The organism is Micromonospora sp. WMMA1996, assembly GCF_002573675.1.
Taxonomy (GTDB): Bacteria; Actinomycetota; Actinomycetes; order Mycobacteriales; family Micromonosporaceae; genus Micromonospora; species Micromonospora sediminicola.
On record NZ_PDHU01000001.1, the window covers coordinates 2883574 to 2908671 of the forward strand.

Here is a 25098-nt window from a genome sequence, read left to right on the forward strand (position 1 = left end):
CGAAGGAGAAGAACATGACCACCACGACCCCCTCGACCGTCGACGCGGTCACCCTGCGCGAGCTGATCGCCGCCGGGCGCGCACCCCGGCTGCTGGACGTCCGCACCCCCGGCGAATTCGAGGCCGCGCACGTCCCCGGCGCCTACAACGTGCCGCTGGACCTGCTCAAGGAGCACCGCGAGGAACTGCGCAACCACCTGGACGAGGACGTGGTGCTGATCTGCCGGTCCGGCGCCCGCGCCACCCAGGCGGAACAGGCGCTCGCCACCGTCGGCCTGCCCAACCTCAAGGTCCTCGACGGGGGCATGCTGGCCTGGCAGGCCGCGAACGCCCCGGTCAACCAGGGCCGGCCGCGCTGGGACCTGGAGCGCCAGGTCCGCCTCGTCGCCGGTTCGATCGTGCTGGCCAGCGTCGTCGCCTCGGTCTTCGTGCCGGGCCTGAAGTGGGTCGCCGGCTTCATCGGCGCTGGCCTCACCTTCGCGGCCGTCTCGAACACCTGCGCGATGGGCATGCTGCTGAGCAAGCTGCCGTACAACCGGGGCGCCAGCTGCGACCTGGACAGCGTCGTCGGTCAGCTGAGCGACACCGGGCGGCGGTCGTGAGCGCCGCGCTGGTGCTGACCGTGGCGGGCGCGGTGCTGATCGGGGTGAGCCTCGGTCTGCTCGGCGGCGGCGGGTCGATCCTCGCCGTGCCGCTGCTGGTCTACGTCGCCGACCTGCCGCCCAAGGAGGCCATCGCCACCTCGCTGCTCGTCGTGGGGGCCACCAGCGCGGTCGGTGTGCTGCCGCACGCCCGCGCCCACCGGGTGCGCTGGCGCACCGGGCTGATCTTCGGTCTGGCCGGCATGACCGGCGCGTACGCCGGCGGTCGGCTGGCCGAGTTCATCCCGGCGAGCGTCCTGCTCACCGCGTTCGCGCTGATGATGCTCGCCACCGCGGCCGCGATGATCCGCGGTCGGCGCTCCGCCGAGGGGCGGCCGACGCCGCACGAGCTGCCGGTGCTGCGTGTGGTCCTCGACGGCGTGGTGGTCGGTCTGGTCACCGGCCTGGTCGGCGCGGGCGGCGGCTTCCTGGTGGTGCCCGCCCTGGCCCTGCTCGGCGGCCTGCCGATGCCGGTCGCGGTCGGCACGTCGCTGGTGGTCATCGCGATGAAGTCGTTCGCCGGCCTGGGCGGCTACCTCTCCAGCGTGCAGATCAACTGGGGTCTGGCCGCCGCCGTCACCGCCGCCGCGATCGTCGGCAGCCTTCTCGGTGGCCGGCTCGCCGGCCGGATCCCGGCCGACGTGCTGCGCACGTCGTTCGGCTGGTTCGTCGTGGTGATGGGCGTCTTCGTCCTGGCGCAGCAGCTTCCCCCGGCGTGGGGACTCGCGGTGGGAGCGCTTGCCGCTGCCGGTACGGTCAGCGTGGTGGTGTGGGGCCGCCGAAGGAGGGGACACAGTGGACAGCAGCGCCTGGGACAGCCGGTACGCCAACACGCCCGGACTGGTGTGGAGCGCTGAGCCCAACCGGTTCGTGGTCGAGGCGGTCGCCGGTCTGACACCCGGCGCGGCGCTGGACGTCGCCGCCGGCGAGGGGCGCAACGCGGTCTGGCTGGCCGGTCAGGGCTGGCGGGTCAACGCGGTGGACTTCTCGACCGTGGCCATCGACCGCGGGCGCGAGCTGGCGGCCGCGCGGGGCGTCTCGGTCGACTGGCGGGTCGCCGACGTGACCGCGTACCGGCCGGTGCCGAACAGCTACGACCTGGTGCTGATCAGCTACCTGCACCTGCCCGCCGCCGACTTCGCGCGCGTGCTCGGCGCCGCGCGGTCGGCGCTGCGCCCCGGCGGCACGCTCGTGGTGGTCGGCCACGACCTGGCCAACCTCTCCGGCGGCACCGGCGGCCCGCAGGACGCGAGCGTGCTGCTCACCCCCGAGGCGGTGGTCGACGGGCTGGCCGGGCTGCGCATCCAGCGCGCCGAGACGGCCCGCCGGCCGGTGCCGACCAGCGACGGCGGCAGCGTGGACGCGTTGGACACCGTGGTGGTGGCGACCCGTCCCGCCGATTGAGGCGCCGCAGCGGTCGTTCCCGCGGGCCGGGCCCGGGTCGACCGGTAACATCCGGTGACGGAACGGCGGAGAGGACACCGGGTGGGCGCGCGCTTCGAGGAACTGGCCTGGCGGGAGACGCCGATCGGGGCGATCAGTCTGCGCCGGCGCCGTGACCCGGCGCTGGACGCCGAGGTGTACGAGGTCAAGCTCGACGACGAGTACCTGATGTCCAGCGCGTTCCCGGTCGCCGAGATCGAGCTGGCCCGGCTGGGGCTGGCCCCGCTCACCGGCGAGGCGCTCGACGTGGTGGTCGGCGGGCTCGGCCTCGGCTACACCGCGCGTACCGCGCTGGAGGACCCGCGGGTGCGCTCGATGCTGGTGGTCGAGGCGATCGAGGACGTGATCGACTGGCACCGCCTGGACCTGCTGCCATTCGCCGCCGGTCTGGCCGCGGACCCGCGTACCCGGTTCGTCCGGGCGGACTTCTTCGCCGCGGTCGCCGACGCCGGCCTCGACCCGGACGAGCCCGGTCGGCGTTTCCACGCCGTGCTGCTGGACGTGGACCACTCCCCCCGCCAGGTGCTGCACCCCAGCCACGCGCCGTTCTACACGACCGAAGGGCTGCGCCGGCTGGCCGCGCTGCTGCACCCGGAGGGCGTCTTCGCGCTCTGGTCGAACGACCCGCCCGACCCGGCGTTCCAGCGCACCCTGACCGAGGTGTTCCCGACCTCGGTGGCGCACGTCGTCCGGTTCCCCAACCCGTTGCAGGGCCGGGAGGCGGCGAACACCGTCTACGTCGCCCGGCGGTGATCCCCGGCGCGGCGGCATGGCCGCCCGCGCAGCGGGAAAGCGCACGGCCCACCGTACGACGGGAGGCTGGAACATGCGCGCGTTGCTCTGGGTGGTCGGCGTGGTCGCCGGTGTGCTCATTTTGCTCGGGCTGCTGCTGGAGGCGGTCCGGTGGCTCGTCATCATCGGCGTGATCGCGCTCGCCGCGGTCATCATCTTCGCGATCGTGAAGACCCGGCGGGTGGTGAGTCACCACTCGACGGGCCGCCGTTGAGGCCGGTGTGACCAACCCGGCAACCTACGTCAGCGTAGGTTACCGGCTGGTTAAGTTAGGCTGGGCCGGTCATCCGCGCAGCGAGGAGAGACGGCGATGGACGCGACCGACCGGCGACCCTGGACCCGCAGCTACGCGCCGGGGGTGCCGGCCGAGGTCCCGGAGCCGGACGGCTCGCTGGTCGACCTGCTCACCGACGCGGCCCGGCGCTTCGGGCCCCGGGTGGCGCTGGACTTCTACGGCGCCACCACCACCTTCACCGAACTGGCCGACCAGGTCGCCCGTGCCGCCGAGGCGCTGCGCCGGCTCGGCGTCGGGCCCGGTGACCGGGTCGCCCTGGTCCTGCCGAACTGCCCGCAGCACGTGGTCGCGTTCTACGCGGTGCTGCGCCTGGGCGCGGTGGTCGTCGAGCACAACCCGCTCTACACCGCCGACGAGCTGGACCGGCAACTCACCGACCACGGCGCCCGGGTGGCGGTCGTCTGGGACAAGGTCGCGCCACTGGTGGCGGGACGGGGCTCCGTGCGTACCGTCGTCGCGGTCGACCTGACCTCGGCGCTGCCCCGGCTCAAGCGGTGGGCGCTGCGGCTGCCGCTGCCCAAGGTCCGCGCCGCCCGCGCGGCGATGACCGCCCCCGCGCCCGGCGCGGCGGCCTGGTCGGAGCTGGTCGCCGCCGCCGGGCCGCTGCCGTCCGCGCACCCCGGTCCGGAGGCCGGCGACGTGGCGCTGCTCCAGTACACCGGTGGAACCACCGGCGTGCCCAAGGGCGCCGTGCTGACCCACCGCAACCTGCGCGCCAACGCCGCGCAGGGCCGGGCCTGGGTGCCCGGCCTGCGCGACGGCGCGGAGACCGTCTACGCGGTCCTGCCCCTGTTCCACGCCTACGGCCTGACGCTCTGCCTCACCTTCGCCGTCGGCATCGGGGCGACACTGGTGCTGTTCCCCCGCTTCGACGCCGACCAGGTGCTCGACGCGACCCGCCGACGCCCGCCGACGTTCCTGCCCGCCGTACCGCCGGTCTACGCGCGGCTGGCCACCGCCGCCCGCGAGCGCGGCGTCGACCTCACCTCGATCCGGTACGCCATCTCCGGCGCGATGGCGCTGCCACCGGCCACTGTGGACCTGTGGGAGCAGGTGACCGGCGGCCTGCTGGTCGAGGGATACGGGATGACCGAGACCTCCCCGATCACGCTCGGCAACCCGGTCGCGCCGACCCGCCGGCCGGGCACGGTCGGGGTGCCGTTCCCCTCCACCGACGTCCGCATCGTCGACCCCGAGGACCCGGACCGCGACCGCGCCCCCGGTGAGGCCGGGGAGCTGCTGGTCCGGGGTCCGCAGGTGTTCGCCGGCTACTGGAACCGGCCCGAGGAGACGGCGAAGGTGCTGCTGCCCGGCGGGTGGCTGCGCACCGGCGACATCGTCACCATGGACGCCGACGGCTTCGTCACCGTGGTCGACCGGATCAAGGAACTGATCATCACCGGCGGCTTCAACGTCTACCCGTCCGAGGTGGAGGAGGCGTTGCGCCGCATCCCCGGCGTCCGCGAGGCCGCCGCCGTGGGCCTGCCCACCGACGACGGCGAGGAGGTCGTCGCGGCGGTGGTGCTCGACGCCGCCGTCGGCGGCACCCCGGAGGCGATCCGGACCGCCTGCCGCACCCACCTGGCCGGGTACAAGGTGCCCCGCCGGGTCGTGGTGGTGGAGGACCTGCCCCGCTCGCAGATCGGCAAGATCCTGCGCCGCGAGGTCCGCGACCAGCTCCGCAGCGACGGCTGACCCGGCGCGCTCCCCGCGAACGGCGGTCAGGTGTACACGCCGTCCCAGTACCGTTCCTCCGGCACCGTGAAGTCGTTCGCTCTGGTCCGGCGTAGGTGGGCGTACCGCTCGTGGTAGAGGTCGAGTGCCTGCGGGATGCCGCAGCGCTCGGCCTCCCGGATCGCCCGCACGGCGAGGATGATCCGCTGCTGCACGATGTGCTCGTCGATCGTCTCCCAGGAGTCCACGCCGCCATCCTGCCCGAGCGCCGCCGGCGGCGGACCTGGACCACTTCGCGCGCCTCTGGCCGGGCCGCGACGGCGACCGGGCCCGGCTGATGAACGCGACGCCCAAGCGGGTGGCGACCCGGACCGGCGTCGACGTGACCGCGTGGTCGAACTCGGCGGCGATCCCCGGCGACGCGGTGGCCTGGGCCGGCGAGGAGCGCACGCGGCGGGACGTCGTGGTGATCGGCAGCCTGAGCCTGGTGCACGCGCTGGCCCGGGCCGATCTGGTGGACGAGTACCGGCTCATCACCTTCCCGACCGTCGCCGGGGCGGGCGAGCGGCTGTTCGCCACCGGCATCCCCGGCGACTTCCGGTTCACGCTGGTCGAGCCGGTCGGCCCGACCGTGCTGACGGTGCTACGACGGGCCCGGTGACAGCGTTTGCGGCAGCGACGCGGCGGGTAGCCGATCGTCCATGGTGGATTCTCGAGCTCGTTCCGTCGGCCGCTACGTCATGCGGCTCGTCGGTGGGGTGGCCGTCATCCTGGGCATCCTCGGCGCCTTCTCCAGCCTGGCCGACGGCAATCTCGTCGGCATCGTGCTCAGCGCCGTGTTCCTCGCCGGCGGGGTGTTCCTGCTCAAGCGGTCGGGTGACGGCGGCCGGGCGGCCCGCCCGGCATCCGTGCCGCGCGACGCGCGCTGACGGCGGCAGCGCGCCGGCCGCGACGCGCGGAAAGTGTCGGTGTCGCCGCCTAGGCTGGTCCGGTGGTCGACCGGCGTCAGGTGATGAGTTTCCGCGTCCGTGCCCAGCAGCTCGACCGGGAGCGGGGCGCGCTCGCCGACACCGCCGTGCTCGACCTCGGCGTGCAGGACACCGGTCCCGACGGCGGCCGGTGGGCGCTGGCCCTGCGCGGGGTCGATGTGAGCGCCCTGTCGGCCGACGACCTGGTGCTGCTGTGGGCGGTTCGCGGCGCTCCCCACCTCTACCGCCGCGCCGACGTCGGCGCGGTGGCGTCGGCCGTCGAGCCGTTCTCGGACGCCGACGCGGGCAAGCGCATCTACGACGCGTCCAAGCCGCTGAAGGCGGCCGGCGTCGGCAACCTGGCCGCGCTCGACGAGGTGGCCGCGCGGATGCGGGAGGTCGTGACCGCGCCGACCGTGAAGGGCGAGGTCTCCGGCCGGCTGGCCGAGCTGCTGCCCGAGCCCTACCTGCGCTTCTGCCGCCCGTGCGACGCGACCCACCTCTACGAGATGCCGTTTCGGCTGGCCGCCGTGCGGGCCGGGCTGGAGCTGCGGCTGGACACGTCCCCGCCGGTCCTGCAACGCATCCCCGACCTCACGCCCCGCGACCCGGGCGAGCGGTTCGACCTCGTCCGCGCCTATCTGCGGCTGCTGGGGCCGGCCACGCCCAAGCACGTGGCCGACTACCTCGACGCCCCGGTCAAGGACGTGAAGGCACGCTGGCCGCAGGACGCGGTCGAGGTGACTGTCGACGGTGAGAAGCGGTGGCTCCTCGCCGCCGACGAGGCGGCGCTGACCTCGACCGACGTGGCCGCGACCCGGCTGCTCGGGCCGTTCGACCTGTTCCTCCAGGCCAAGGACCGGGCGACAGTGGCGCCGGACGCGGCGCGGGCCAAGGAGTTGTGGCCGGTGCTGGGCCGCCCCGGCGCCGTCCTGGTCGACGGCGAGCTGGTCGGCACCTGGCGCCCCCGCAAGTCGGGCCGCACGTTCCGGGTGTCCGTCGAGCCCTGGCAGAAGCTGTCCGAGAGCCGGCGCCGCGCCGTCGTCGAGCAGGCCGAACGCCTGGCGGCACACCGCTCGGTGTCGCTCGCGGGCGTGGACTTCGGCGGCTGACCAGCGGTCAGGAACGCCGCGGCGACGTGTGGTTCGGGCGATACCCGCACTGCACCGCGCGACGGGACGCTCAGCCGAGGCGCTCGATCGTCGTCGGGATCAGGCCGTGCCGGCGTCCCACGGTGGTGACCGCCCCCAGCAGCGTCCGCAGGTGCGCGCCGCTCCCCCGCTCGGCCGTCACGTCGACGCACCACGCCACCCCGCCGCCGACGCGCCGCACCTCCCAGCGGGCGGCGTCGGGCGTCCGCCCGGTGGCGACCACACCGGGTCCGGCCGGTCCCGCGTCGGCGACGCCGTCGGCGGGCAGCGACGCCACCAGAGCGGCCAGCCGTCCGGCGTCGAGGTCGCCGGCGAACAGCACCCGGTGCACGGCCGGGCCGGCACCCAGCCGCAGCGGCTCCGCGACCGCCAGCGTGAGGTCGTCGCGGAACCTGTCGCGCAGCGTGTCCTCGTCCGGCAGCGCCCCGCCGCCGAGCCGGGCATACGTATCCTCGGCGGCCGTGCGGGTCACCGCGCGGACCCGGGCGCGGACGTCCGGCCGGGCGCGCAGCGCGCGGGCGAAGGCGCGGGAACTCCACCAGCCGCCGTCGGACGGCGTCCAGCCGGCGCTGCGCAGCCGCGTCGCGGACAGGTCGTCGGCCAGCTCGAACTCCTCGACCAGCAGCCCGAGCGGTACGCCGTCAGCCGGAGCCAGAAGCTGGTAGTAGTCGAGCACCACGGCACGCTACCGCCCTCAGCGGTGGGCGAACACGAACCCGCCCTCGACATCCGGGGCGGGACGGTGGGTCATCTCGGCGTCGACGGTGAAGCCGGCGGCGTCCAGCCAGCCCGCGACCCGCTGCGGCGGGCGGCGGTGCACGTGGACGCGCATCGGGTGTCCGCCGTACCCCTGGGTCTTGAGCCGGCTGCCCTCGCCGGCGAAGAAGCCGAGCAGGACCACCCCGCCGGGCCGCAGCGCCCGGTGGAACCCGGCGAGCACCCCGGGCACGTCCTCGTCCGGCACGTGGATCAGCGAGAACCAGGCGAGCAGACCGGTCAGCGACGCGTCGGCGAGGTCGAGTCGCGTCATCGAGCCCACCTCGAAGCGCAGGCCCGGGTGGTCCCGCCGGGCCACCTCGATCATCGCCGGGGACAGGTCGACGCCGAACGCGTCCAGGCCGAGACCGCGCAGGTGGGCGGTGATCCGGCCCGGCCCGCAGCCCATGTCGACGACCGGCCCGCTCCCCTGCGCCCGCACCAGTTCGGCGAACAACCCGAGAATTCCGCGCTGGAACGGTTCGCCGGCGAGGGCGTCGCGCAGCAGGTCGGCGTAGCTGGCCGCCACCGTGTCGTAGGAGGTGCGGGTGTCGTCGATCCAGCTGGCAGCGCCCATGACGGCACACGATAGACCGGGCTCGTGTGAGGATGCTCGGCATGTCCGACCGCGCTCTGAGCTTCGGGACGGCCGCGCGGGCGTACGAGCGGTTCCGCCCCAGATATCCGCAGGCGCTCGCCGACCTGGTGCTGGCGTACGCGGACCGTCCGCTGCGGACCGCACTGGAGATCGGCGCCGGGACCGGCAAGGCGACGCGCCTGTTCGCCCGGTCGGGGCTCAGGATCACCGCCACCGAGCCGGACGCCGCCATGCTCGCCGAGCTGCGCGCGCACGTGCCGGTGCAGGTGCGGACCGTGCGAGCCGCGTTCGAGGAGCTGCCGACGGACGTGACCTACGACCTGGTCTACGTGGCGGCGGCGCTGCACTGGACGCGCCCCCAGGGCCGGTGGGACCGGGTGGCCGCGCTCCTGACTCCCGGCGGCGTGTTCGCCTCGTTCGGTGGGCCGCTGCGGTTGCGCGACCCGGCGGTGGAGGCGTCGGTGCGGCGGGCCCGGGCGCCGTTCCTCGACAGCGACGAGATCCCCTCCCCGGACGGGACGCCGGAGACGCACGCCATGCGGTGGCCGGGCACCGAGCTGCGCCGGGATGCCCGGTTCACCGACGTCCGGCAGTCCGAGATCGAGCGCCGCGTCACGATGGGCGCGGACGACTACGTCGCTCTGTTGTCGACCGTCTCGGCCTACCTGGAACTGTCGGCGGATCGGCGGGAGCAGGTCTTCCGGCGGATCCGGGAGGTGCTGCCCGACACGGTCGAGGTCACCACCGACGTCACCGTCCACCTCGCCCGCCGGCGGCCGGACGCCTCGTCCTGACCTGCCCCCGGCTGCCGGTCACTGGATGGTGGTGGCGGCCGGGTGGTCGAAGGACGTGGGGCAGCGGAACACGTAGAGAGAGTAGCCCCGCCCGATCGTCACCTCCGTCGGCGCTGCGGACGCTCCGGGCGGGTCCTCCACCGGCCGCCAACTGCCGTCCGTCCCGTGCCACTCGGAGGAGTCGGCGGTGAACAGCAGCGTCATCGGGGTGCCGCACTCGGCGCAGTCCACCGGGTGGGGGTCGGTCAGCGACCAGTTCGCGAAGCCGCCGACCTTCCAACCCGGGGCCAGTGACAGGTCCACCTGGTAGGTGTCCTCGTCCTCGTCCTCCCAGTCCCTGATCCGGGCGTCCAGGTCATCGGGCAGCAGCCCGCCGTACTGGTATTCGCGGATCCGCTCCGGATGCAGCACGCAGGACGCGGGCAGGTAGGAGTCGTTGACCACTGGTGGTTCGGGGGCGGTCGCCACCGGCTCGGTCACGTCGTCGGCGCGCCGCCAGAACAGCCGTACCTTGGGGCTGTATCCCAGCTCGGGGTGGTCCAGCGGGCACCACAGGACCTGCATCACGTCCGTGTCGTCGGGCCCGACGAAGTCGGGGACGTCCCGACGGTGCAGTTGGGCCACCGGGACCATCGGTATCGGCTGGTCCACCAGGTGGTGGGGCTCGGAGAAGCCCAGGGGCGACAGCTGCGCCCGCTGCTCGTCGGTCACCTCGTCGGCGGCGAGGATCGCCCGGTCGCGGTGCACCGACGCCGGGGTCCGGAGCTGGAAGACGTAGTGCGCGTCGCCGTCGTCGCAGACCGGCCACGCCTCGTGCGCCGGCCAGAGCAGCGGCCCGCCGACCGAACTGTCGGCGACCGTCGGGCGGCCCGGGCGGGGGTGCAGCCGGGTGGCCGTGGTCGAGTGGGCGGTCAGCTCGGGGAAGAGGGCCGCGACGTCGACAGGGCGCGGCGGCGTGGTGCGGGTCACGGTCGACGATCATAGAGAGCGGGTACGACGGACAATCCTGTTGCGGGCGTCCGCCGCGACGGACAGGCTGCCCGGCATGCCGATGCACGAGGGACAGCTCACCGTCACCCCTGCCACCGTGCGTGGGCTGGTCGACGCACAGTTCCCCGCGTGGCGGGACCTGCCCGTCCGCCCGGTGGCCTCGGAGGGCACGGTCAACGCCGTCTTCCGCCTGGGTGAGGGCCTCGCCGTCCGGCTCCCGCTGCAACCGCAGGAGCCGGAGGTCGCGCGGCGCTGGCTGGAACGCGAGGCGGACGCGGCCCGGGAGCTGCTGGGGCGTACCCGCTTCCCCACCCCGGAGCCGGTCGCGCTCGGCGCGCCCGGCGCCGGTTATCCGCTGCCCTGGTCGGTCCAGACCTGGTTGCCCGGCGTCGTGGCGACCGACCGGGACCCGGGTGACTCGTACGCCTTCGCGGACGACCTGGCCGAGTTCGTCGACGGCGTCCGGGCCATCGACACCCGGGGGCGCACGTTCGACGGCCCGGGCCGGGGCGGTAACCTGCCCGCGCACGACGAGTGGATGGAGACCTGCTTCCGGCAGAGCGCATCGTTGCTGGACGTGCCGCTGTTGCGGCGGTTCTGGGCGGCGATGCGGGAGCTGCCCCGGGGCGGCACGCCGGACCGGATGACCCACGGCGACCTGATCCCCGGCAACGTTTTGGTCGCCGACGGGCGGCTGGCCGGGGTGCTGGACGTGGGCGGGCTGGGGCCGGCCGATCCGGCGCTCGATCTGGTCGGCGCCTGGCACCTGCTGGCGGCCGGGCCGCGCCGGGCGCTGCGGCGGCGACTCGGCTGCGACGACCTGGCGTGGGAACGGGGCCGGGCGTGGGCGTTCCAGCAGGCCATGGGGCTGGTCTGGTACTACCGGGAGTCCAACCCGGTGATGAGCCGGACGGGCCGGCGCACGCTGGAGCGGATCACCGCCGACCCGCCGCCGGGCTGAGCCGGGGCCAGTCGGGTCGCCACGCCGGCTCGGGCACCGGCGGCAGCGCCGCGACGTGGTCGAGGATCGCCCGCAGCCCCGGGTGCGGGTTGGTCCGGGGCAGCAGGAGCGAGATCGGGTACGCCGGCGTCGGGTCCACGATCGGGATGCGACGCAGGTCGTGGCGCGCCGGCCAGACGTAGCGGTCGCGTGCGCCGACCAGCGTGGCCACGTCGGCGGAGCCGGCGATGGCGTCGAGGAGGACCTCGTCGCCGAAGTTCGGGCCGGTCGCGTCGACGCGCAGGTCGAACGCGGTGACGAGCTGGTCGTAGAACTCCGACCACTCGCTGCGCGGCACGATGCCGGGCACCCGGATGAGGTGTCCACGCAGTCGCGACGGGGTCACCGACCGGGCGGACGCGAGCGGGTGCCGGGGGCCGACGAGGAGTTGCAGCGGGGAGTCGAACGCGTGGACCATGCGGACGTCGAGCGGCAGGGCGGCCGGGTCGGTGACGGTGCGGAACGCGGCGTCGATGTCGCCGGCCTGCACGGCGGCGGCGACCTGGCGCGGGTCGTCGACGCGGAGGGTCACCACGTCGACGTCGGTGCCGGGGTGTGACCGCCAGTAGTCGTGCAGGACCACGGCCTGCGCGCTGCGCAGCCCGAGGACGTCCACGCGCGGGGCCCGCGACGCCGGCCGGACCGCGGCGACCGCGCGGTCCGCGCTCACCACCAGACCCCGGGCGTACGGGAGGAACGCCCGGCCGTCGGGCGTCAGCTCGACCCCCCGGGCGGTACGGGTGAACAGGCGGACCCTCAGGTCGCGTTCCAGGGCGGCGACGCGCTTGGAGACCGCCTGCGGGGTCACGCCCAGCTCGTCGGCGGCGTGGCGCAGCTGCCCGAGTTCGGCCGCCCGGACGAACGATCGCACTGCCTCGGTGTCCACCGGCCCACCCTAGGGCCGCCCCACCGATGGTTGTGGCTCGCCGATCGCCGGTTGTTTGATCCGCCGCCCGCGCGGCCGGTGTGATGCGCCGGTGAAACTCGGATCGGGCTTCGGCTGGCTGTGGGCGGCGTACGCGGTCAGCACGTACGGCACGTGGACCGCGTTCGGGGCGTTTCCGCTGCTCGCGGTGCGGGTGCTGCACTCGTCGGCGTTCGCGGTGTCGCTGCTGGAGGCGGCCGGGCTCGCCGTCGCAGCGGTCGTGGCGATCCCGCTCGGGCCGTGGGTGGCGCACCGGCCCAAGCGGCCGGTGATGGTCGCCACCGACCTGTCCCGATTCGTCGCGACGGCGAGCGTGCCGGTCGCGTACCTGCTCGGGGTGTTGACCTACGGCCAGCTGCTGGTCGTCGCGGTCACCTGCGGCGCGGCGGGCATCGCGTTCGGCGCGGCGTCCGGGACGTACCTGAAGCACCTCGTCCCGGGCGGGCGCCTGCTCGTGGCGAACGCGCGGTTCGAGGGTACGAGCTGGGTGGCGACCGCGGTCGGCCCGCCGGTGGGCGGCGCGCTCGTCGGGCTGCTCGGCCCGGTCGTCACCGTCGCGGCCGACGCGCTGAGCTATCTGCTGTCCGCGTTCGCGGTCCGCCGGATCCGGGGGGACGACGTGGCCGCGCCCCGCGCCGCGGGCGCCCGGCTGACCGGAGCCGACCTGGTCCGGGGCTGGCGGTTCATCCGCCACGACCGCGTCCTGCGGCGCCTGTTCCTCAACTCGGTGCTGGTCGGCGGTCTGATCATGGCCACCGCGCCGCTGCTGGCCGTCCTGCTGCTGGGCGACTACCACCTCCCGGCCTGGCAGTACGGGCTGGCCTTCGGCGTCCCGGCGCTCGGCGGTCTGGTGGGCGCCCGTCTCTCCGCGCCCCTGGTCCGGCGGCACGGCCGGCACCGGGTGATGATCGTGTCCGGCTGGCTGCGAGCGGTCTTCCCGCTCGGCCTCGCGTTCGTCGGTCCCGGCGTCTCCGGGCTGCTGACCGTGATCGTCGTCGAGGCTCTGCTGATCACGTGCATGGGCGTGTTCAACCCGATCCACGCCACCGAACGGCTGCGCCGAACTCCCCCGGACCACGCCGCCCAGGTGCTCACCGCGTGGAGTGTCAGCAGCCGGCTCACGCAGGCCGTCCTGATGCTGGCCGGGGGCGTCCTGGCGACGCGCGTCGGCCCGCTCGCCGCGATCACCGTCTCCGGTGTCCTGCTGCTCGCCACCCCGCTCCTGCTGCCCCGACCGGAACCGGGGCGCGGGCCCGAGGCCGACGCCGCACCCGAGGGGCAGCGAGCTGTCGGCGCGCCGCGCTAACGTCGGCCGCGACTGTGCGGGGAGGTCGGTCGTGCTCGACGACATGCGGGTGCTGCGTGGCGCGGTGGAGCGCTACCGGAGGGCGGCGACCGCCGCCGGTGTCCCCTGGGACACCGACGAGCCGGCCGACGCGCTCGGCGTCGAGACGCTCTGCCGCGTCTTCGACGTCGACCGCGTCGCGGAGCAGGCGATCTGGTTCCACCACGAGGGCCTGCCGTACGCGCAGGTCCTGCCCGAGGGTGGTCATCCGCTGCCCTGGGACAACGCCGACAACCTCCTCGGGTACCTGTCCATGGCGGTCGGGGTCCCCTTCCCCTGGCGGCGTCAGCTGCCGCTGCTCATCTGCGACCGCATCGTCTTCACCTTCGTGCTCGCCGGCGACCACGAGGGGGAGATCTGGCGCTACCAGATCGAGGTGGACGACCGGAACCCGGTCCGCGCCGCCACGAGCCTGGCGGCGCTGGTCTCCGCGTGGACCGACGGGTTCGCGGCGGGGGTCTACGCGCGCTCGCCGTACGACACCTGGCTGCACGTCGGGCCCGACGACCGTGACCCCGTCGACGTGCTCGTCGAGGGCGGTCTCGACCCGTTCGCCTTCCCGGTGCACGTCTCGGCGTACTCCCACCATGACCTGCTGCGGGCCCGGCAACGGGAGTGCGGTGTCGACCCGGACCACGCCGACGACTTCGACCGCCAGGAGGAGTTGCTCGGCGCGGTCGATGTCGCGCTCGCCTCGCTCCGCGCCTGACCCGGGAGGTCCCTCGTGGAGGAACGGCCCTAGACCGGACGGCCGAAGGTGACGGCGTCCCGCACGAGCGGGGGCACCCGCTCCGCGAGCTGCTGGTCCGGCCGGGCGCCGAGGGCGTCGTTGACCGTGGAGAACGCCAACCGGAAGGCGACCAGGGTGGTCGCCTCGAAGATCTCCCGGTCGCTGAGGCCGGCCTCGCGCAGGCCCCGCACGTCGTCCTCGGTGGTGGCGTTGGGGTCCCGCACGACCTGACGGGCCCATCCGGCCAGTGCGGCCTCCCGGCCGGACAGCTCGCCGTCGGCGCCGCCCAGCACGTCCGCGGCGGTCGCCTCGTCGCTGAGGTCGGCCAGCCGGGCACCCCAGGCCAGGGCGCAGTAGGCGTCACCCCGGGCGGCGGCGGTGGCGGCGACCAGCACGGCCACCTCCCGCGCCGACAGCCCCGAGTCGCCCAGCAGTTCGGCGCGGACGGCCTGGAACGACGCCGACACGTCCGGACGCCAGCACCAGACGCGGGTGAGGTTGTTGACGTAGCCGTCGGAGGCGACGTCCTCGTCGTAGGCGGCGGTGACCGCCGGACCCGGCGGCGGGTCGGGAAGGAAGGTCGGGCGACTCATGGAGGCAGTGTGCCGGAATTTCTGGGCCACCCGGAGACCGATGGACGACAGTTCGCGGAGCCGGCCCCGGATGGTCGCGTCGATCCGCGCCTATGATCCACCCACGGCGCGACCGGGACGGGGGAACGGAATGATCAAGTCGATCTTCTTCGATGTCGGCGGGACGATCCTGGACGAGTCCCGCGAGTTCGCCGACTGGGCGGACTGGCTGGGCGTGCCCCGGCACACCTTCTCGGCGGTGTTCGGCGCGGTGATCGCCAGGGGCCTGGGCTACCAGGAGGTGTTCCGCGTGTTCCGGCCCGACTTCGACCTCACCGCCGAACTCGACCGCCGGGTGGCCGCCGGCGTGCCGGAGACGTTCGGCGAGGAGGACCTCTATCCCGACGCGCGCGCGTGCCTGACCGCCCTGGCGGAGCAGGGCCTGCACCTGGGGCTGGCCGGCAACCAGCCGGCCCACGCCGAGGCCAGCCTGCGCGCCCTCGGCCTTCCGGTGGACGTCATCGGCACGTCGCACGGGTGGGGTGTGGACAAGCCGGCACCGGCGTTCTTCACCCGGGTCGTCGAGGCGGGCGGCGGTGACGCGTCGTCCATCCTGTACGTCGGCGACCGGCCCGACAACGACGCCCGCCCGGCCATGGCGGCCGGCATGCCGGCGTGCCTGATCCGGCGCGGCCCGTGGGGACACATCCTCGACATGCCGGACGTGGCCCAGCGGTGCCTGTTCCGCATCGGCTCGCTGGCCGAGCTTCCGGACCTGGTGGCCGAGCACAACGCGGCGGGCGAGCGGATTCGTTGATCGCGCCATCCGCCCTGTTTCGGTGCAGATAATGCCTGTATGGGGAGGATAATCAGGTCCCAGCTGATCAGCTGGGGTGGGCCCGGCACCCGAGCAACCCGCCTGGAGCTCTTCTACGACCTGGTGTTCGTCTTCGCGTTCTTCAACGTCTCCACCCTCACCAGCAAGAACCTCACGGCGCAGTCGCTGCTGGAGGCGCTGCTCGTGCTGGTCCTGCTGTGGTGGTGCTGGACCGGCTTCGTCACGATCGGCAACGCGGTCCGGTCCGACGAGGGCGTCATGCCGCTGATCGGGCTCGCCATGATGGTGCCGGTGTTCCTCCTGGCGGTCAGCGTGGGGGTGGCGTTCCGCGATGAGCCGGGTGGTCTCTACGGCCCGTGGCTGTTCGCCGTGGCGTACCTGATGACCTGGGGGCTGAAGGCGACCGCACTCTGGACCATCGCGCGGGCGGAGGGCACACCGCGCCGGTCCGCGCTGTTGCTGGTCGCGCCGGCGCTGGTCAGTACGGTGGTCGTCCTGTTGGCGGCGGTGGTGCCGCAGCGGATCGTGGCGGCCGGCGCGGTGCAGAACGTGCGGATCGGGTTCTGGGTCGTCGCCCTGGTGCTGGAGTACCTGGGCGGACTGCTGCTCGCCCGAACGGGCTGGCGACTGCGCTCGGTGGGGCACGCGGCCGAACGGCACGCGCTGATCGTGCTCGTCGCCCTCGGCGAGTCGGTGATCGCGCTGGGGATCGGCGCGTCGGCGCAGTACGGCCGCCCGGTGGGTCTGCCGACGGTCGTCGCGTCGGCGCTGGGCATCGTCGTGATCGCCGCGCTCTGGTGGCTGTACTTCGACTGGATCGCCGCGGCCGTGGAACAACGCCTGCACGGCGTACGCGGGCCGGGCCGGATCCCCCTCGCGCGGGACGTCTACAGCTACCTGCACCTGCCGCTGGTCGTCGGGATCATCCTCTTCGCCCTCAGCCTCGAACGGCTGCTGAGCATCCTGCTGCACGCCGAGCATCCGACCGGTGCGGAACGACCCGGTCAGTTGCATCCGCTCCTGCTCTACGGCGGGGTGATCCTCTTCGCGCTCGCCCTGGTGGCGATCGAGCTGCGCGCGTTGCGCCGACTCGACCGGGTGCTGCTGGGAGCGGCCCTGGTCCTCGCCGCGCTGGTGCCGGTGGCGTACCAGGTGCCGGAGCTGGCCGCGCTGGCGCTGCTCGCCGGCGTCACTCTCGGGGTCGTGACCGTCCAGCTCCGGGTGACCCGGACGCTACGTCGGGAGGTCCGCCGGGTGGCACTCGACGAGCAGACGCGGATGGAGACCGAGCTGAACCGGTGGCGGGCCCGCCGGCTGTGAACACACGCCGCCCCGGGTCAGCTCGCCACGGCGGTGCGGTTTCCGAGCGGATCGGCGAGCAGCGGCGCGAAGCCCAGCTCGGCGGCGCCGATCAGCGTGGTGTCGTCACCGAAAGCCGACACCCGCAGCTCGGCCTTGTCCCGCGACACGGGCAGCACGTTGGCCCGGATCCGGCGGCGCACGTGCGGGGCCGAGCCCTGGAACACCTCGCGGAGCGTGCCGCCGAAGATCACCACCCCGGGGTTGAACAGGTTGATCACGTTCGCCACCCCGATGCCCAGCCAGTCGCCGACGCGGCGCAGCGCTTCCTGGGCGGCGAGGTCGCCTCGGGCCGCGTCGGCGACCACGGCCCGCACCGCCTCCCGGCCGATGCTGTCGGCGGGACGGCCGGCCGCGTCGAGCAGCGCCCGCTCCCCGACCTCGGCCTCCAGGCAGCCGTGGGAACCGCAGAGGCAGGGCCGACCGTGGTGGGGGTTCACCAGCATGTGACCGACCTCGGAGCCGTAGCCGCCGTCCCCGCCGAGCAGGTCGCCACCGACGATGATCCCGCCGCCGACACCGACGTCGCCGTGCAGGTAGACCAGGTTGCGCACCCCGACCCCGGCACCACGCTGGTGTTCGGCGACCGCGCCGAGGTGGGCCTCGTTGCCGACGAGCACCGGCAGGCCCAGGTCCAACCGCCGGGCCAGTTCGGCGCCGAACGCCTGGTCCACCCACCCGAGGTCCGGCCCGTACCGCACCAGCCCGTCGCCCGGCCGGATCATCCCGCAGTAGGACGCCCCGACCCCGACGCACACCGACCCGGGTGGCGCGCCGTGCTGCAACGCCCGTCCGAGGTCGGCGAGCACGGACACCACGAAGTCGAGGTCGGCCCCGGCTCTCGGCCTGGTCGCCTCCAGGCGGCCGGACACCACCCCGCCCAGACCGACACGGGCGGCGACGAGCCGGTCCACCGCGATGTCGAAGGCGAGGACGTGCACGGCGTCGGACGCCGGCCGGACCAGCAGGGACGGTCGGCCGGTCCGCCCGGTGGCCGGGGCGGACTCCTCGCGGACCAGTCCCGCCGCCGCGAGTTCGCCGGTCAGCGCCAGCACCGTGCTGCGGTTGACGCCCAGCTCCTCGGCCAGCCGGACGCGTGAGACCGGGCCGCCCAGGTGGACACGGCGGAGCAGCGCGGCGAGGTTACGCCGGTGGCTGTCCCCCGTCGCGGGTCGCTCCGCGGCCAGACCGTTCAGCATCGACCACTCCGTCGGATGGCAACTGGCACGACAAGGATAGATGGCCCGCCAGCGCGCGGACGTTTGCCGAGTGGTCCGGCCGGTCACCTGTGGTGCATGTTCGACGACTTCACCGACGAGCGGATCGACGTCGGGGAGGTGGAGCTGCGGGTCCGCCACGCGGGGCAGGGCCCGCCCGTCCTCCTGATCCACGGCCATCCCCGCACCGGAGCGACCTGGCACCGGGTCGCCCCGCGGCTGGTGGAGCGGGGGTTCGCCGTCGTCTGCCCGGACATGCGCGGCTACGGGCGGTCCGGAAAGGCGGACCTGCGCCCGGACCACTCCCAGCAGTCCAAGCGGGCGGTGGCGGCGGACCTGCGGCGGCTGATGGACCTCCTCGGCCACCCGAGGTTCGCCACGGTCGGGCACGACCGCGGGGCCTACGTGGCGCTGCGCCTGGCACTGGACCACCCGGACGCGGTCGACCGCCTGGTGGTCCTCGACGGCGTGCCGATCAGCGAGGCGCTGGCGAGGTGCGACGCGACCTTCGCCCGCGAGTGGTTCCACTGGTTCTTCTTCGCCCAGCCGGACATCCCGGAGCGGGTCATCACCGCCGATCCGGACGCCTGGTACGCGGCCAAGGCGCGCCCCGAGAGCATGGGCGCGGAGAACCACCGGGAGTTCCTCCAGGCCGTCCGCGACCCGGCGACGGTCCGGGCGATGCTGGAGGACTACCGTGCCGGGCTGGGTGTGGACCGGGAGCACGAGGAGGCCGACCGGCGGGCCGGTCGCTCCGTACGCTGTCCGACCCTGTTCCTGTGGTCGACCCGCGACGACATGGAACGTCTCTACGGGGATCCGCTGGCCGTCTGGCGTCCCTGGGCCGCCGACCTGCGCGGTCACCCGATCGAGTCCGGACACCACGTCGCCGAGGAGAACCCGGACGACCTGACCGAGGCGCTGCACCGCTTCCTCACCTGATCCCGTCGGAGGTGGCGGCTACCCTGCCGTCATGGCGGGAGCGGAGCTGGACGAGTTGGTCGTGGCGGACGCGGACGCGCTGCGGGCGTGGTTGTCGGCCCACCACGCCACGTCCCCGGGTGTCTGGCTCGCGCTGACCCGCAAGGGTGGCACCGTCACGACGTTGACCTGGCAGCAGGCGGTCGACGAGGCGCTGTGTTTCGGCTGGATCGACGGGCAGGCCCGCAAGCGGGACGAGGAGACCTCGTGGATCCGGTTCACCCCGCGCCGGCCCCGCAGCATCTGGTCACAACGCAACGTCGCCCACGTGGCCCGGCTGGAGGCGGAGGGTCGGATGACGCCCGCGGGCCGCGCCGCGGTGGAGGCCGCGAAGGCCGACGGCCGCTGGGACGCCGCCTATGCCCCGCCGTCGGAGGCGGAGGTGCCGGCCGACCTGCTGGCCGCGATCGCCGCGGTGCCCGCCGCCCAGGCCATGTTCGACGTGCTCACCAAGGCCAACCGGTTCGCGCTCATCCACCGCCTCAACGCGGTCAAGCGGGCGGAGACCCGCGAACGCAAGATCGGCGAGTTCGTGGCCATGCTGGCCCGCCACGAGACGCCCCATCCGCAGAAGGCCAGGCCTCCGGTCACGCCCTGACCGCCGCGACGGCCGCGTGTGGGCGGTTGACGCCGTCGGCGGGCCGGTGCAGCCGGGCCACCTCGGCGAAGCCGGCCCGGGCCAGCCGGTCGACGAACGCGTCCACGGGCCAGCGGAAGGCGGTGATGACCTTGTGGTCGAACGCGGCCACCTCGTCGCCGACGAAGATGCCGAACACCATCGTCGCGCCCGGGCGCGTGACCCGCCGGAACTCGGCGAGCACGTCGTCGAGGTCGTCCGGTGGCAGGTGGATGACCGAGCCCCAGGACAGGACGCCGGCGAGGCGGCGGTCGGCGATCGGCAGATCCGTCATGGAGCCGAGCAGGTAGCTGCCGTCCGGGTAGGTGGCCCGGGCGTGGGCGATGAACTCGCCGACGACGTCGAGGCCGGTGGCGTCGGCCCCGGCCGAGCGGAGGTGGTCGGTGAGGTGACCGGGCCCGCAGCCCACGTCGAGCACCGGACCGGGCCGCCCGGCCACATGCGCACGGATGAAGGCGAGGTCGTCGGCGTGCACCTGCCCGCTGGTGCCGAACAGTTCGATGTAGAGGTCCGCGACGGACGCGTACGCCCGGCGGACCTGATCCGTGGTCACCGTCGCGATCCCTGCATGTGCTCCCACATCTCGCGGGTCATCTCGTATTCGACCTCGCCCTGGTCCGCTCCCGGCACCGGCTCGTCGAAGGTCGGGAAGTAGGTGCGCACGTAGCGCATGCCGACCGCCTCCATGACCCCTCGGGAGCCGGCGTTCACGGTCATCGTCTGGGCGATCACCAGGCGCTGCCCGACCGTGTCTAAGGCGTGCCGCAGCAGGACGCGGGACGCCTCGCTGGCCAGGCCCCGACGCCAGTACCGGCGCACCAGCCGGTAGCCCAGTTCGGCGACGGTGGGGTCGTCAGGCTGGTCGGGGCCGTTCGCCGGGGGCAGCATCATGAGCCCGACGAACTCACCGTCGTCCTCCCCCGCCGGGGCCGTCGAGCCGCGCGCGCCGCCGTCGGAGCCGAACGCCATCCAGAAGCCCAGGCCGTCCACCTTGGTGGCCAGGCCCCGCCGCCGCGCGTGGGAGGCGACCACCTCGTCCCGGGTGCGCGGGCGGGAGTAGAGGTAGCGGAGCACCTCGGCGTCGGAGTCGAGCTGGACCTCCAGCTCCAGGTGCCGGTCGGCCAGGGGAACCAGCAGCAGGCGGTCGGTACGCAAGATCGGCTGAGGCATGCGGCAACGATCGCACGACCGCGCCGCCGCCGCGATCGGAATCCCCCGCCGGCGGGTCGCCGGTGCGTGGCGCCGGTGGGTCATGCTGGGGTGACTCGGGCAACGGCCGGTGGGGGTGGACCGTGACAGCGACCTGGCTCTGGATCGTCCTGTGCGGCGTACCGCTGCTTCTTGTGGTGGCGTTCGTCGTCCGACGACGCCGAGCGGCCCGCGCGGCGGCGGGCGATGCCGTGCTGCGGGACGCCCGGCGGGCCATGGCCGAGATGGACCGCCGGCGCGGGCGCTCCCGCAAGGGCACGATCCGGGGCCAGGGCGGCGGCGGGAACGCGGGGACGATGTACGACGCCGCGTACGGCTCGGACACCTCCGCCGGCGCCTGAACCTCACACGACCTTGCGGATGCGTACCCTCGGTCGCTCGTTGCGCAGGTGACCCAGCTTGTGCTGGCGGACCTGCTCGTCCCACACCGCCTGGTCGTAGTCCGGCCCCGGCGCGATCCACCGGTGCGAACCGTCGCTGTAGTGGAACTTCTCGTCCCCGGCCCGCAGCACGCTCACCGCAGCCAGCCCAGGAACCGCCGGTGCAACGCCCCGGCGGGCGCCCAGCTCAGGTCGGCCGTCGCCCGCACCAACTGCGCCCCCATGTACAGGGCCAGCGACATCGGCGCGTCCTCGTACTCCGCCTTCAACTCCCGCCGCCGGGTCGCGCACGGCCACGGCCCGCCGCACCCACCGCACGTCCAGACCGGCAGCACCGGCCCGTGGGCGCTCACCCGCCCGCTCCCAGGAAGCGGGCGACGCTCGCGCGGGCCTGCCGGCTGGTCGCCCACGTCACCTGCCAGCAGGGGTACGGAGTGAGCCGCGCCCACCACAGCCGACACCCCGCGCACATCCCGTCGAGACCCCGTACGTGCACCGCCAGGATCGCCCGCTCGCCACGGTCGTTCACCGGTCCTCCGGAGCGGTTCGCGTCCCGTCGGCAACCGACGACTGTGCGGTCGGACCGGGGTCCCCGGCGCCCGAGTGGCCAGATTCGGCCATCGCGAGAATTCGTCGCTTGGCCGCGTCCCATTCGGCGGCCTGGATCTCATCCCCCGTGCGGCGTCCGGCCGAACCGCGGCGTCCTCCACCCACTGTCACCTCCGTCCTCCGAGTGCGACGGACCGCCCGGACGGGAGCCGACACTGCACTCGACCAACGGACGAGGCGTCTTCCCTCGTCCGAAACGGACACTAGGGGCAGGCGGTAGTGGCAGAATTACCGCTGGTTATGGCACCAGGCTGATCCCCAGACGCCCGGCCAGCAGGCGAAGCTCGTGGGGCACGGCGCGCCGCCTGGCCCGCTGGGCCATCGCGACGACGGCGTCCTGGGCGAGCGGGTTGAGCGAGAACGGCACCGGAGCGGCTCGCTCGGCGTGCACGAACGCGGCGAGCGCCTCGGTGTCCCGACGGCCCGAGTCGGCCAGCGCGCGCCCGAGGTCGAGCCAGTAGGACATCTGCCGGATCGATGCCGCGAGAACCTGTGGTCGTACCGTGCGGGACAGCTCGATGACCCGGCCCGGCTCACCGGACTCCCCCGCGATGGACATCTCCCACAGCGCCACATTGGTCGGCCCGAAACCGCAGCCGTTGAAGCCCATGCCGTCCGCCGGATCGCCGAGGGTCGCCGCCTCCCTGGCTGCCTCGTCCAGGTGATCGCGCGCGATGTCCGCGCGACCGCCGACCGTCGAGGCGAGCGCGGCGGACAGGTGCAACTGACCGAGCATCTGCCGTACCCGCTCGTCCGCCGCGGCGGACTGCAGCTCGGCCAGGGACCGGTCGGCCGCCCGCGCCGCCAGCGGCGCCGCCTCGATGGGCAGGCTCTGTGCGTACGCGAACCGGGAGGCGCCCAGCCACGCCGGCTCCTCCACCGCCTCGGCGGCTGCCACCGCCACCCGCGCTGCGTTCAACGCCAGGTGCCGGTATCCGAGGTGCCGCAGGCACGCCGAGGCCTGGTAGGCGACCTGCGCGAGGGCCGTCCCGCCCACCGCGGCCGCCTCCAACAGCAGGCCCGGCAGCATCTGGGCCATGGCGGGGAAGTTCGAGCGGTGCCGAAGCTGCTCGCTGCGCGCGATGTCGGCGGTCAGTTGCGCCGCTCCACGGGTCGACCGACGGCGCTCCCCGTCCTCGATCTCGATGAGCGCCGACCAGATCGCCGGCACACACTCGGCGGCATGCTCGCGGGCCGGATCGCCGGTCTCCGTGCCCTGACCGAGCAGGTCAGCGACCGTGACCTGCAACGCGGCGGCGACCGCGACCAGGGTCGAGCGGCGGTCGATCGTCTTGCGTCCGGACTCGACCTGCGACACGTAGGACTGGCTGAGCCCGGCGAGTCCGGCGAGGACGGCCTGGCTCATCCCACCCCGGCGCATCCGCCAGTATCGGATCCGGGCGCCGATGGTGTCGGTCTTCCTGGTCATGTCCGCCTGCCTCCCGGGACGATGACTGGGATCCGGCACCGATCAGCAGCGCCGGCGTGCCGCCTTTCGGACGGTACACCGCCTGCGCGCGGTGCGGCATGCGGTGTACCGTCCGCCCACTCGCTAGCCTCGGCCGCTCGTGCGGACCTATCCAGGGAGGGCGGTCAGGATGAGCAGCGATCATGATGTGACCGGAGCGATGAGCTTCATCTTCGAGGCGGGAGTGCTCAAGCGCGCGGCCCGGACCGGCTGGTGGTTCGCCGGTGTGAAGCACCCGGAGTCGATCGCCGAACACTCGTTCCGCACGGCGCTCATCGGCATGGTGCTCGCGGCCATGGAGGGCGCGGACCCGGGCCGGGTGTCGATGATGTGCGTCCTGCACGACACCCAGGAAACCCGAATCACCGACGTGCCGCACATCGCCAAGCGCTATCTCACCTCTGTGCCCAACACCGCCGTGACGGCCGACCAGGTCGCCGACTGCCCACCGGCTGTCGCCGAGGCGATGCGGGCCGCCGTCGCCGAGTACGAGGCCGGCGAGACCCGCGAGGCGGTGGTGGCCCGCGACGCCGACAAGCTCGAATGCCTCGTCCAGGCCGTCGAGTACCGGCACCAGGGCGTCGCCGACGTCCAGCGATGGATCGACAGCTCACGGGCGGCGCTGAGGACGGCATCCGCACACCGCCTCGCCGACGCCGCCCTGACCGGCAGTCCGATGGCGTGGTTGAACCCGCCCGCGCGGTGAGACCGTGACCGCGACGCCGTGGCAGAGAAGGTGGGATCCACGACGTTGCTGCCGTTGACACCAGGCCGCAGGCTGGTCGCATGTCCGGCCGTACCGTTCTGATCCTGCTGTTCGCGGGTGTGCAGAGCCTCGACGTGACCGGCCCGTTGGAGGTCTTCGCGGGCGCCGGCCCGGCCTACCGGGTGGTGACCGCCAGTTCCGGCGGCGCGGCGGTCCGCACGTCGAGCGGCCTGACCCTGGTGCCCGAAGCAGACCTGTCGGTCGTGCCGGCGCCGGACACGGTGATCGTGCCCGGCGGCGAGGGCACCCGCGACACCGATCCGGCGATCGTCCGGTGGCTCCGGGCGCACGCCTCGGGGGCGCGACGCGTCGTCTCGGTGTGCAGCGGTGCGTTGGTCCTGGCCGAGGCCGGTCTGCTGGCCGGCCGCCGGGCCACCACCCACTGGCGGGTCTGCGGCACCCTGGCCCGGCGGTATCCCGACGTCCTGGTCGATCCGGAGCCGATCTTCGTCCGGGACGGGCCGATCGCCACCTCGGCCGGCGTGACCGCCGGCATCGATCTCGCGCTCGCCCTGGTCGAGGAGGACCTCGGCCGCGACGTGGCGCTGGCCATCGCCCGGCACCTGGTGATGTTCCTGCGCCGCCCCGGCAACCAGACCCAGTTCAGCGCCCAGCTGTCCGCCCAGGTCGCCAGCCGCTCCGGCCTACGCGAGGTGCAGCGGTGGATCGCCGACAACCCGCACGCCGACCTGCGGGTCCCGACGCTGGCGCGACGGGCCAACCTGTCACCGCGGCAGTTCGCCCGGGCGTTCACCACCGAGGTCGGTGAGCCACCGGGCCGCTACGTCGACCGGGTACGCCTGGAGACCGCGCGCCGCCTGCTGGAGGAGGGTGACGACAGCGTCGACCGGATCGCCGGACGGTCCGGGTACGGGACGAGCGAGGCCATGCGCCGCGCCTTCGTCCGCGCACTGGGCGTTCCGCCCTCCGAGTACCGACGCCGCTTCTGACCCCGGGGAG

33 protein-coding genes are annotated in these 25098 nt (G+C 73.9%); 20 read left to right on the forward strand and 13 right to left on the reverse strand.

What is annotated here, in order from left to right:
* Positions 1-14 precede the first annotated feature (14 nt).
* From COO58_RS13140 to COO58_RS13165, 6 genes are all read left to right on the forward strand, one after another.
* Positions 15-602 (forward strand): rhodanese-like domain-containing protein, encoded by a 588-nt coding sequence (locus tag COO58_RS13140; protein ID WP_098745131.1) that lies wholly within the window; start codon positions 15-17, stop codon positions 600-602.
* Positions 599-1498, forward strand: coding sequence for a sulfite exporter TauE/SafE family protein (locus COO58_RS13145; RefSeq protein ID WP_098745133.1), 900 nt, complete (start codon positions 599-601; stop codon positions 1496-1498). The genes COO58_RS13140 and COO58_RS13145 overlap by 4 nt, the downstream gene beginning before the upstream one ends.
* Complete coding sequence (locus tag COO58_RS13150; RefSeq protein WP_091576387.1) at positions 1437-2045, forward strand: class I SAM-dependent methyltransferase; 609 nt, start codon at positions 1437-1439, stop codon at positions 2043-2045. The genes COO58_RS13145 and COO58_RS13150 overlap by 62 nt, the downstream gene beginning before the upstream one ends.
* A gap of 81 nt (positions 2046-2126) precedes the next feature.
* On the forward strand, positions 2127-2837 hold the full coding sequence (locus COO58_RS13155) for a spermidine synthase (RefSeq protein ID WP_098745135.1): 711 nt from the start codon (positions 2127-2129) through the stop codon (positions 2835-2837).
* A 73-nt stretch (positions 2838-2910) separates the two neighbouring features.
* The gene (locus tag COO58_RS13160; RefSeq protein WP_091576392.1) at positions 2911-3090 is read left to right on the forward strand and encodes a hypothetical protein; all 180 of its coding nucleotides are present in this window, start codon (positions 2911-2913) and stop codon (positions 3088-3090) included.
* A 96-nt stretch (positions 3091-3186) separates the two neighbouring features.
* Positions 3187-4866, forward strand: a complete 1680-nt coding sequence (locus COO58_RS13165; RefSeq protein ID WP_098745136.1) for a long-chain-fatty-acid--CoA ligase — start codon at positions 3187-3189, stop codon at positions 4864-4866.
* Between the two features lie 26 nt (positions 4867-4892).
* On the opposite strand, the gene COO58_RS13170 is transcribed toward COO58_RS13165, so the two are convergent.
* Positions 4893-5093, reverse strand: a complete 201-nt coding sequence (locus COO58_RS13170; protein ID WP_091576396.1) for a hypothetical protein — start codon at positions 5091-5093, stop codon at positions 4893-4895.
* A gap of 89 nt (positions 5094-5182) precedes the next feature.
* On the opposite strand from COO58_RS13170, the gene COO58_RS13175 reads away from it, so the two are divergent.
* The 3 genes from COO58_RS13175 (at position 5183) to COO58_RS13185 (ending at position 6925) form a co-directional block, all read left to right on the forward strand.
* Positions 5183-5506, forward strand: a complete 324-nt coding sequence (locus tag COO58_RS13175) for a dihydrofolate reductase family protein (protein WP_141561886.1) — start codon at positions 5183-5185, stop codon at positions 5504-5506.
* Between the two features lie 40 nt (positions 5507-5546).
* Positions 5547-5774: a hypothetical protein gene (locus COO58_RS13180; RefSeq protein ID WP_141561887.1), complete on the forward strand. Its 228-nt coding sequence runs from the start codon at positions 5547-5549 to the stop codon at positions 5772-5774.
* Between the two features lie 62 nt (positions 5775-5836).
* Positions 5837-6925 (forward strand): winged helix DNA-binding domain-containing protein, encoded by a 1089-nt coding sequence (locus tag COO58_RS13185; RefSeq protein WP_218012348.1) that lies wholly within the window; start codon positions 5837-5839, stop codon positions 6923-6925.
* Between the two features lie 70 nt (positions 6926-6995).
* Here COO58_RS13185 and COO58_RS13190 read toward each other — a convergent pair whose 3' ends face one another.
* Positions 6996-7640, reverse strand: a complete 645-nt coding sequence (locus COO58_RS13190) for a hypothetical protein (protein ID WP_141561888.1) — start codon at positions 7638-7640, stop codon at positions 6996-6998.
* A gap of 18 nt (positions 7641-7658) precedes the next feature.
* Positions 7659-8297, reverse strand: coding sequence for a class I SAM-dependent methyltransferase (locus COO58_RS13195; RefSeq protein WP_098745139.1), 639 nt, complete (start codon positions 8295-8297; stop codon positions 7659-7661).
* 41 nt (positions 8298-8338) lie between these two features.
* Between COO58_RS13195 and COO58_RS13200 the strand changes: the two genes are divergently transcribed.
* Positions 8339-9112 (forward strand): trans-aconitate 2-methyltransferase, encoded by a 774-nt coding sequence (locus COO58_RS13200; RefSeq protein ID WP_098746304.1) that lies wholly within the window; start codon positions 8339-8341, stop codon positions 9110-9112.
* Between the two features lie 18 nt (positions 9113-9130).
* Here COO58_RS13200 and COO58_RS13205 read toward each other — a convergent pair whose 3' ends face one another.
* Positions 9131-10081, reverse strand: a complete 951-nt coding sequence (locus COO58_RS13205; protein WP_091576409.1) for a hypothetical protein — start codon at positions 10079-10081, stop codon at positions 9131-9133.
* A 76-nt stretch (positions 10082-10157) separates the two neighbouring features.
* Here COO58_RS13205 and COO58_RS13210 point away from each other — a divergent pair, with 76 nt between their 5' ends.
* Positions 10158-11063 (forward strand): aminoglycoside phosphotransferase family protein, encoded by a 906-nt coding sequence (locus COO58_RS13210; RefSeq protein WP_255292604.1) that lies wholly within the window; start codon positions 10158-10160, stop codon positions 11061-11063.
* Here COO58_RS13210 and COO58_RS13215 read toward each other — a convergent pair.
* Positions 11038-11988, reverse strand: coding sequence for a LysR family transcriptional regulator (locus COO58_RS13215; protein ID WP_176558803.1), 951 nt, complete (start codon positions 11986-11988; stop codon positions 11038-11040). The two genes, COO58_RS13210 and COO58_RS13215, sit on opposite strands and share 26 nt — an antisense overlap.
* Before the next feature lie 91 nt (positions 11989-12079).
* Between COO58_RS13215 and COO58_RS13220 the strand changes: the two genes are divergently transcribed.
* Complete coding sequence (locus tag COO58_RS13220) at positions 12080-13333, forward strand: MFS transporter (RefSeq protein WP_255292605.1); 1254 nt, start codon at positions 12080-12082, stop codon at positions 13331-13333.
* Between the two features lie 31 nt (positions 13334-13364).
* Positions 13365-14081: a hypothetical protein gene (locus tag COO58_RS13225; protein WP_098745142.1), complete on the forward strand. Its 717-nt coding sequence runs from the start codon at positions 13365-13367 to the stop codon at positions 14079-14081.
* A 29-nt stretch (positions 14082-14110) separates the two neighbouring features.
* Here the strand turns inward: COO58_RS13225 and COO58_RS13230 are convergent, their stop codons facing one another.
* The gene (locus tag COO58_RS13230) at positions 14111-14695 is read right to left on the reverse strand and encodes a carboxymuconolactone decarboxylase family protein (RefSeq protein ID WP_091576416.1); all 585 of its coding nucleotides are present in this window, start codon (positions 14693-14695) and stop codon (positions 14111-14113) included.
* A gap of 130 nt (positions 14696-14825) precedes the next feature.
* Between COO58_RS13230 and COO58_RS13235 the strand changes: the two genes are divergently transcribed.
* Together COO58_RS13235 and COO58_RS13240 are read left to right on the forward strand one after the other, a co-directional pair.
* Entirely contained in the window at positions 14826-15491 is a 666-nt protein-coding gene (locus COO58_RS13235; protein ID WP_091576419.1) for an HAD family hydrolase, read from the forward strand.
* A gap of 39 nt (positions 15492-15530) precedes the next feature.
* Positions 15531-16832, forward strand: a complete 1302-nt coding sequence (locus COO58_RS13240; protein WP_098745144.1) for a low temperature requirement protein A — start codon at positions 15531-15533, stop codon at positions 16830-16832.
* A gap of 17 nt (positions 16833-16849) precedes the next feature.
* Here the strand turns inward: COO58_RS13240 and COO58_RS13245 are convergent, their stop codons facing one another.
* Positions 16850-18070: an ROK family transcriptional regulator gene (locus COO58_RS13245; protein WP_098745146.1), complete on the reverse strand. Its 1221-nt coding sequence runs from the start codon at positions 18068-18070 to the stop codon at positions 16850-16852.
* Positions 18071-18166: 96 nt separating this feature from the next.
* Between COO58_RS13245 and COO58_RS13250 the strand changes: the two genes are divergently transcribed.
* The gene (locus COO58_RS13250; RefSeq protein WP_098745147.1) at positions 18167-19030 is read left to right on the forward strand and encodes an alpha/beta fold hydrolase; all 864 of its coding nucleotides are present in this window, start codon (positions 18167-18169) and stop codon (positions 19028-19030) included.
* Between the two features lie 31 nt (positions 19031-19061).
* Positions 19062-19667, forward strand: a complete 606-nt coding sequence (locus tag COO58_RS13255) for a YdeI family protein (protein ID WP_098745149.1) — start codon at positions 19062-19064, stop codon at positions 19665-19667.
* Here the strand turns inward: COO58_RS13255 and COO58_RS13260 are convergent.
* Together COO58_RS13260 and COO58_RS13265 are read right to left on the reverse strand one after the other, a co-directional pair.
* Positions 19657-20259: a bifunctional 2-polyprenyl-6-hydroxyphenol methylase/3-demethylubiquinol 3-O-methyltransferase UbiG gene (locus COO58_RS13260; protein ID WP_098745150.1), complete on the reverse strand. Its 603-nt coding sequence runs from the start codon at positions 20257-20259 to the stop codon at positions 19657-19659. The two genes, COO58_RS13255 and COO58_RS13260, sit on opposite strands and share 11 nt — an antisense overlap.
* Entirely contained in the window at positions 20256-20876 is a 621-nt protein-coding gene (locus tag COO58_RS13265) for a GNAT family N-acetyltransferase (protein ID WP_098745152.1), read from the reverse strand. Before COO58_RS13265 ends, COO58_RS13260 begins: the two co-directional genes overlap by 4 nt.
* A 122-nt stretch (positions 20877-20998) precedes the next feature.
* Here COO58_RS13265 and COO58_RS29915 point away from each other — a divergent pair, with 122 nt between their 5' ends.
* Positions 20999-21256: a hypothetical protein gene (locus COO58_RS29915; RefSeq protein WP_141561889.1), complete on the forward strand. Its 258-nt coding sequence runs from the start codon at positions 20999-21001 to the stop codon at positions 21254-21256.
* A gap of 3 nt (positions 21257-21259) precedes the next feature.
* Here the strand turns inward: COO58_RS29915 and COO58_RS30195 are convergent, their stop codons facing one another.
* From COO58_RS30195 to COO58_RS13280, 4 genes are all read right to left on the reverse strand, one after another.
* A complete protein-coding gene (locus COO58_RS30195) occupies positions 21260-21433 on the reverse strand; it encodes a hypothetical protein (protein WP_172967801.1) in 174 nt (57 codons plus the stop codon).
* Positions 21430-21648, reverse strand: a complete 219-nt coding sequence (locus COO58_RS13270; RefSeq protein WP_091576437.1) for a hypothetical protein — start codon at positions 21646-21648, stop codon at positions 21430-21432. The genes COO58_RS30195 and COO58_RS13270 overlap by 4 nt, the downstream gene beginning before the upstream one ends.
* Positions 21645-21824 (reverse strand): hypothetical protein, encoded by a 180-nt coding sequence (locus COO58_RS13275; protein WP_098745153.1) that lies wholly within the window; start codon positions 21822-21824, stop codon positions 21645-21647. Before COO58_RS13275 ends, COO58_RS13270 begins: the two co-directional genes overlap by 4 nt.
* Before the next feature lie 318 nt (positions 21825-22142).
* Complete coding sequence (locus tag COO58_RS13280) at positions 22143-23333, reverse strand: helix-turn-helix domain-containing protein (protein ID WP_098745154.1); 1191 nt, start codon at positions 23331-23333, stop codon at positions 22143-22145.
* A 169-nt stretch (positions 23334-23502) separates the two neighbouring features.
* Here COO58_RS13280 and COO58_RS13285 point away from each other — a divergent pair, with 169 nt between their 5' ends.
* Together COO58_RS13285 and COO58_RS13290 are read left to right on the forward strand one after the other, a co-directional pair.
* A complete protein-coding gene (locus COO58_RS13285) occupies positions 23503-24078 on the forward strand; it encodes an HD family hydrolase (RefSeq protein WP_098745156.1) in 576 nt (191 codons plus the stop codon).
* A gap of 80 nt (positions 24079-24158) precedes the next feature.
* Positions 24159-25088: a GlxA family transcriptional regulator gene (locus COO58_RS13290; RefSeq protein WP_098745157.1), complete on the forward strand. Its 930-nt coding sequence runs from the start codon at positions 24159-24161 to the stop codon at positions 25086-25088.
* Positions 25089-25098 lie beyond the last annotated feature (10 nt).

Excerpts from the sequence above, each read along its gene's own strand:
- COO58_RS13140 (WP_098745131.1), top strand. The coding sequence starts at position 15 with ATGACCACCACGACCCCCTCGACCGTCGACGCGGTCACCCTGCGCGAG.
- COO58_RS13160 (WP_091576392.1), top strand. The coding sequence starts at position 2,911 with ATGCGCGCGTTGCTCTGGGTGGTCGGCGTGGTCGCCGGTGTGCTCATT.
- COO58_RS13165 (WP_098745136.1), top strand. The coding sequence starts at position 3,187 with ATGGACGCGACCGACCGGCGACCCTGGACCCGCAGCTACGCGCCGGGG.
- COO58_RS13175 (WP_141561886.1), top strand. The coding sequence starts at position 5,183 with ATGAACGCGACGCCCAAGCGGGTGGCGACCCGGACCGGCGTCGACGTG.
- COO58_RS13180 (WP_141561887.1), top strand. The coding sequence starts at position 5,547 with ATGGTGGATTCTCGAGCTCGTTCCGTCGGCCGCTACGTCATGCGGCTC.
- COO58_RS13195 (WP_098745139.1), bottom strand. The coding sequence starts at position 8,297 with ATGGGCGCTGCCAGCTGGATCGACGACACCCGCACCTCCTACGACACG.
- COO58_RS13200 (WP_098746304.1), top strand. The coding sequence starts at position 8,339 with ATGTCCGACCGCGCTCTGAGCTTCGGGACGGCCGCGCGGGCGTACGAG.
- COO58_RS13210 (WP_255292604.1), top strand. The coding sequence starts at position 10,158 with ATGCCGATGCACGAGGGACAGCTCACCGTCACCCCTGCCACCGTGCGT.
- COO58_RS13230 (WP_091576416.1), bottom strand. The coding sequence starts at position 14,695 with ATGAGTCGCCCGACCTTCCTTCCCGACCCGCCGCCGGGTCCGGCGGTC.
- COO58_RS13235 (WP_091576419.1), top strand. The coding sequence starts at position 14,826 with ATGATCAAGTCGATCTTCTTCGATGTCGGCGGGACGATCCTGGACGAG.
- COO58_RS13240 (WP_098745144.1), top strand. The coding sequence starts at position 15,531 with ATGGGGAGGATAATCAGGTCCCAGCTGATCAGCTGGGGTGGGCCCGGC.
- COO58_RS13245 (WP_098745146.1), bottom strand. The coding sequence starts at position 18,070 with ATGCTGAACGGTCTGGCCGCGGAGCGACCCGCGACGGGGGACAGCCAC.
- COO58_RS13250 (WP_098745147.1), top strand. The coding sequence starts at position 18,167 with ATGTTCGACGACTTCACCGACGAGCGGATCGACGTCGGGGAGGTGGAG.
- COO58_RS13255 (WP_098745149.1), top strand. The coding sequence starts at position 19,062 with ATGGCGGGAGCGGAGCTGGACGAGTTGGTCGTGGCGGACGCGGACGCG.
- COO58_RS13265 (WP_098745152.1), bottom strand. The coding sequence starts at position 20,876 with ATGCCTCAGCCGATCTTGCGTACCGACCGCCTGCTGCTGGTTCCCCTG.
- COO58_RS13280 (WP_098745154.1), bottom strand. The coding sequence starts at position 23,333 with ATGACCAGGAAGACCGACACCATCGGCGCCCGGATCCGATACTGGCGG.
- COO58_RS13285 (WP_098745156.1), top strand. The coding sequence starts at position 23,503 with ATGAGCAGCGATCATGATGTGACCGGAGCGATGAGCTTCATCTTCGAG.
- COO58_RS13290 (WP_098745157.1), top strand. The coding sequence starts at position 24,159 with ATGTCCGGCCGTACCGTTCTGATCCTGCTGTTCGCGGGTGTGCAGAGC.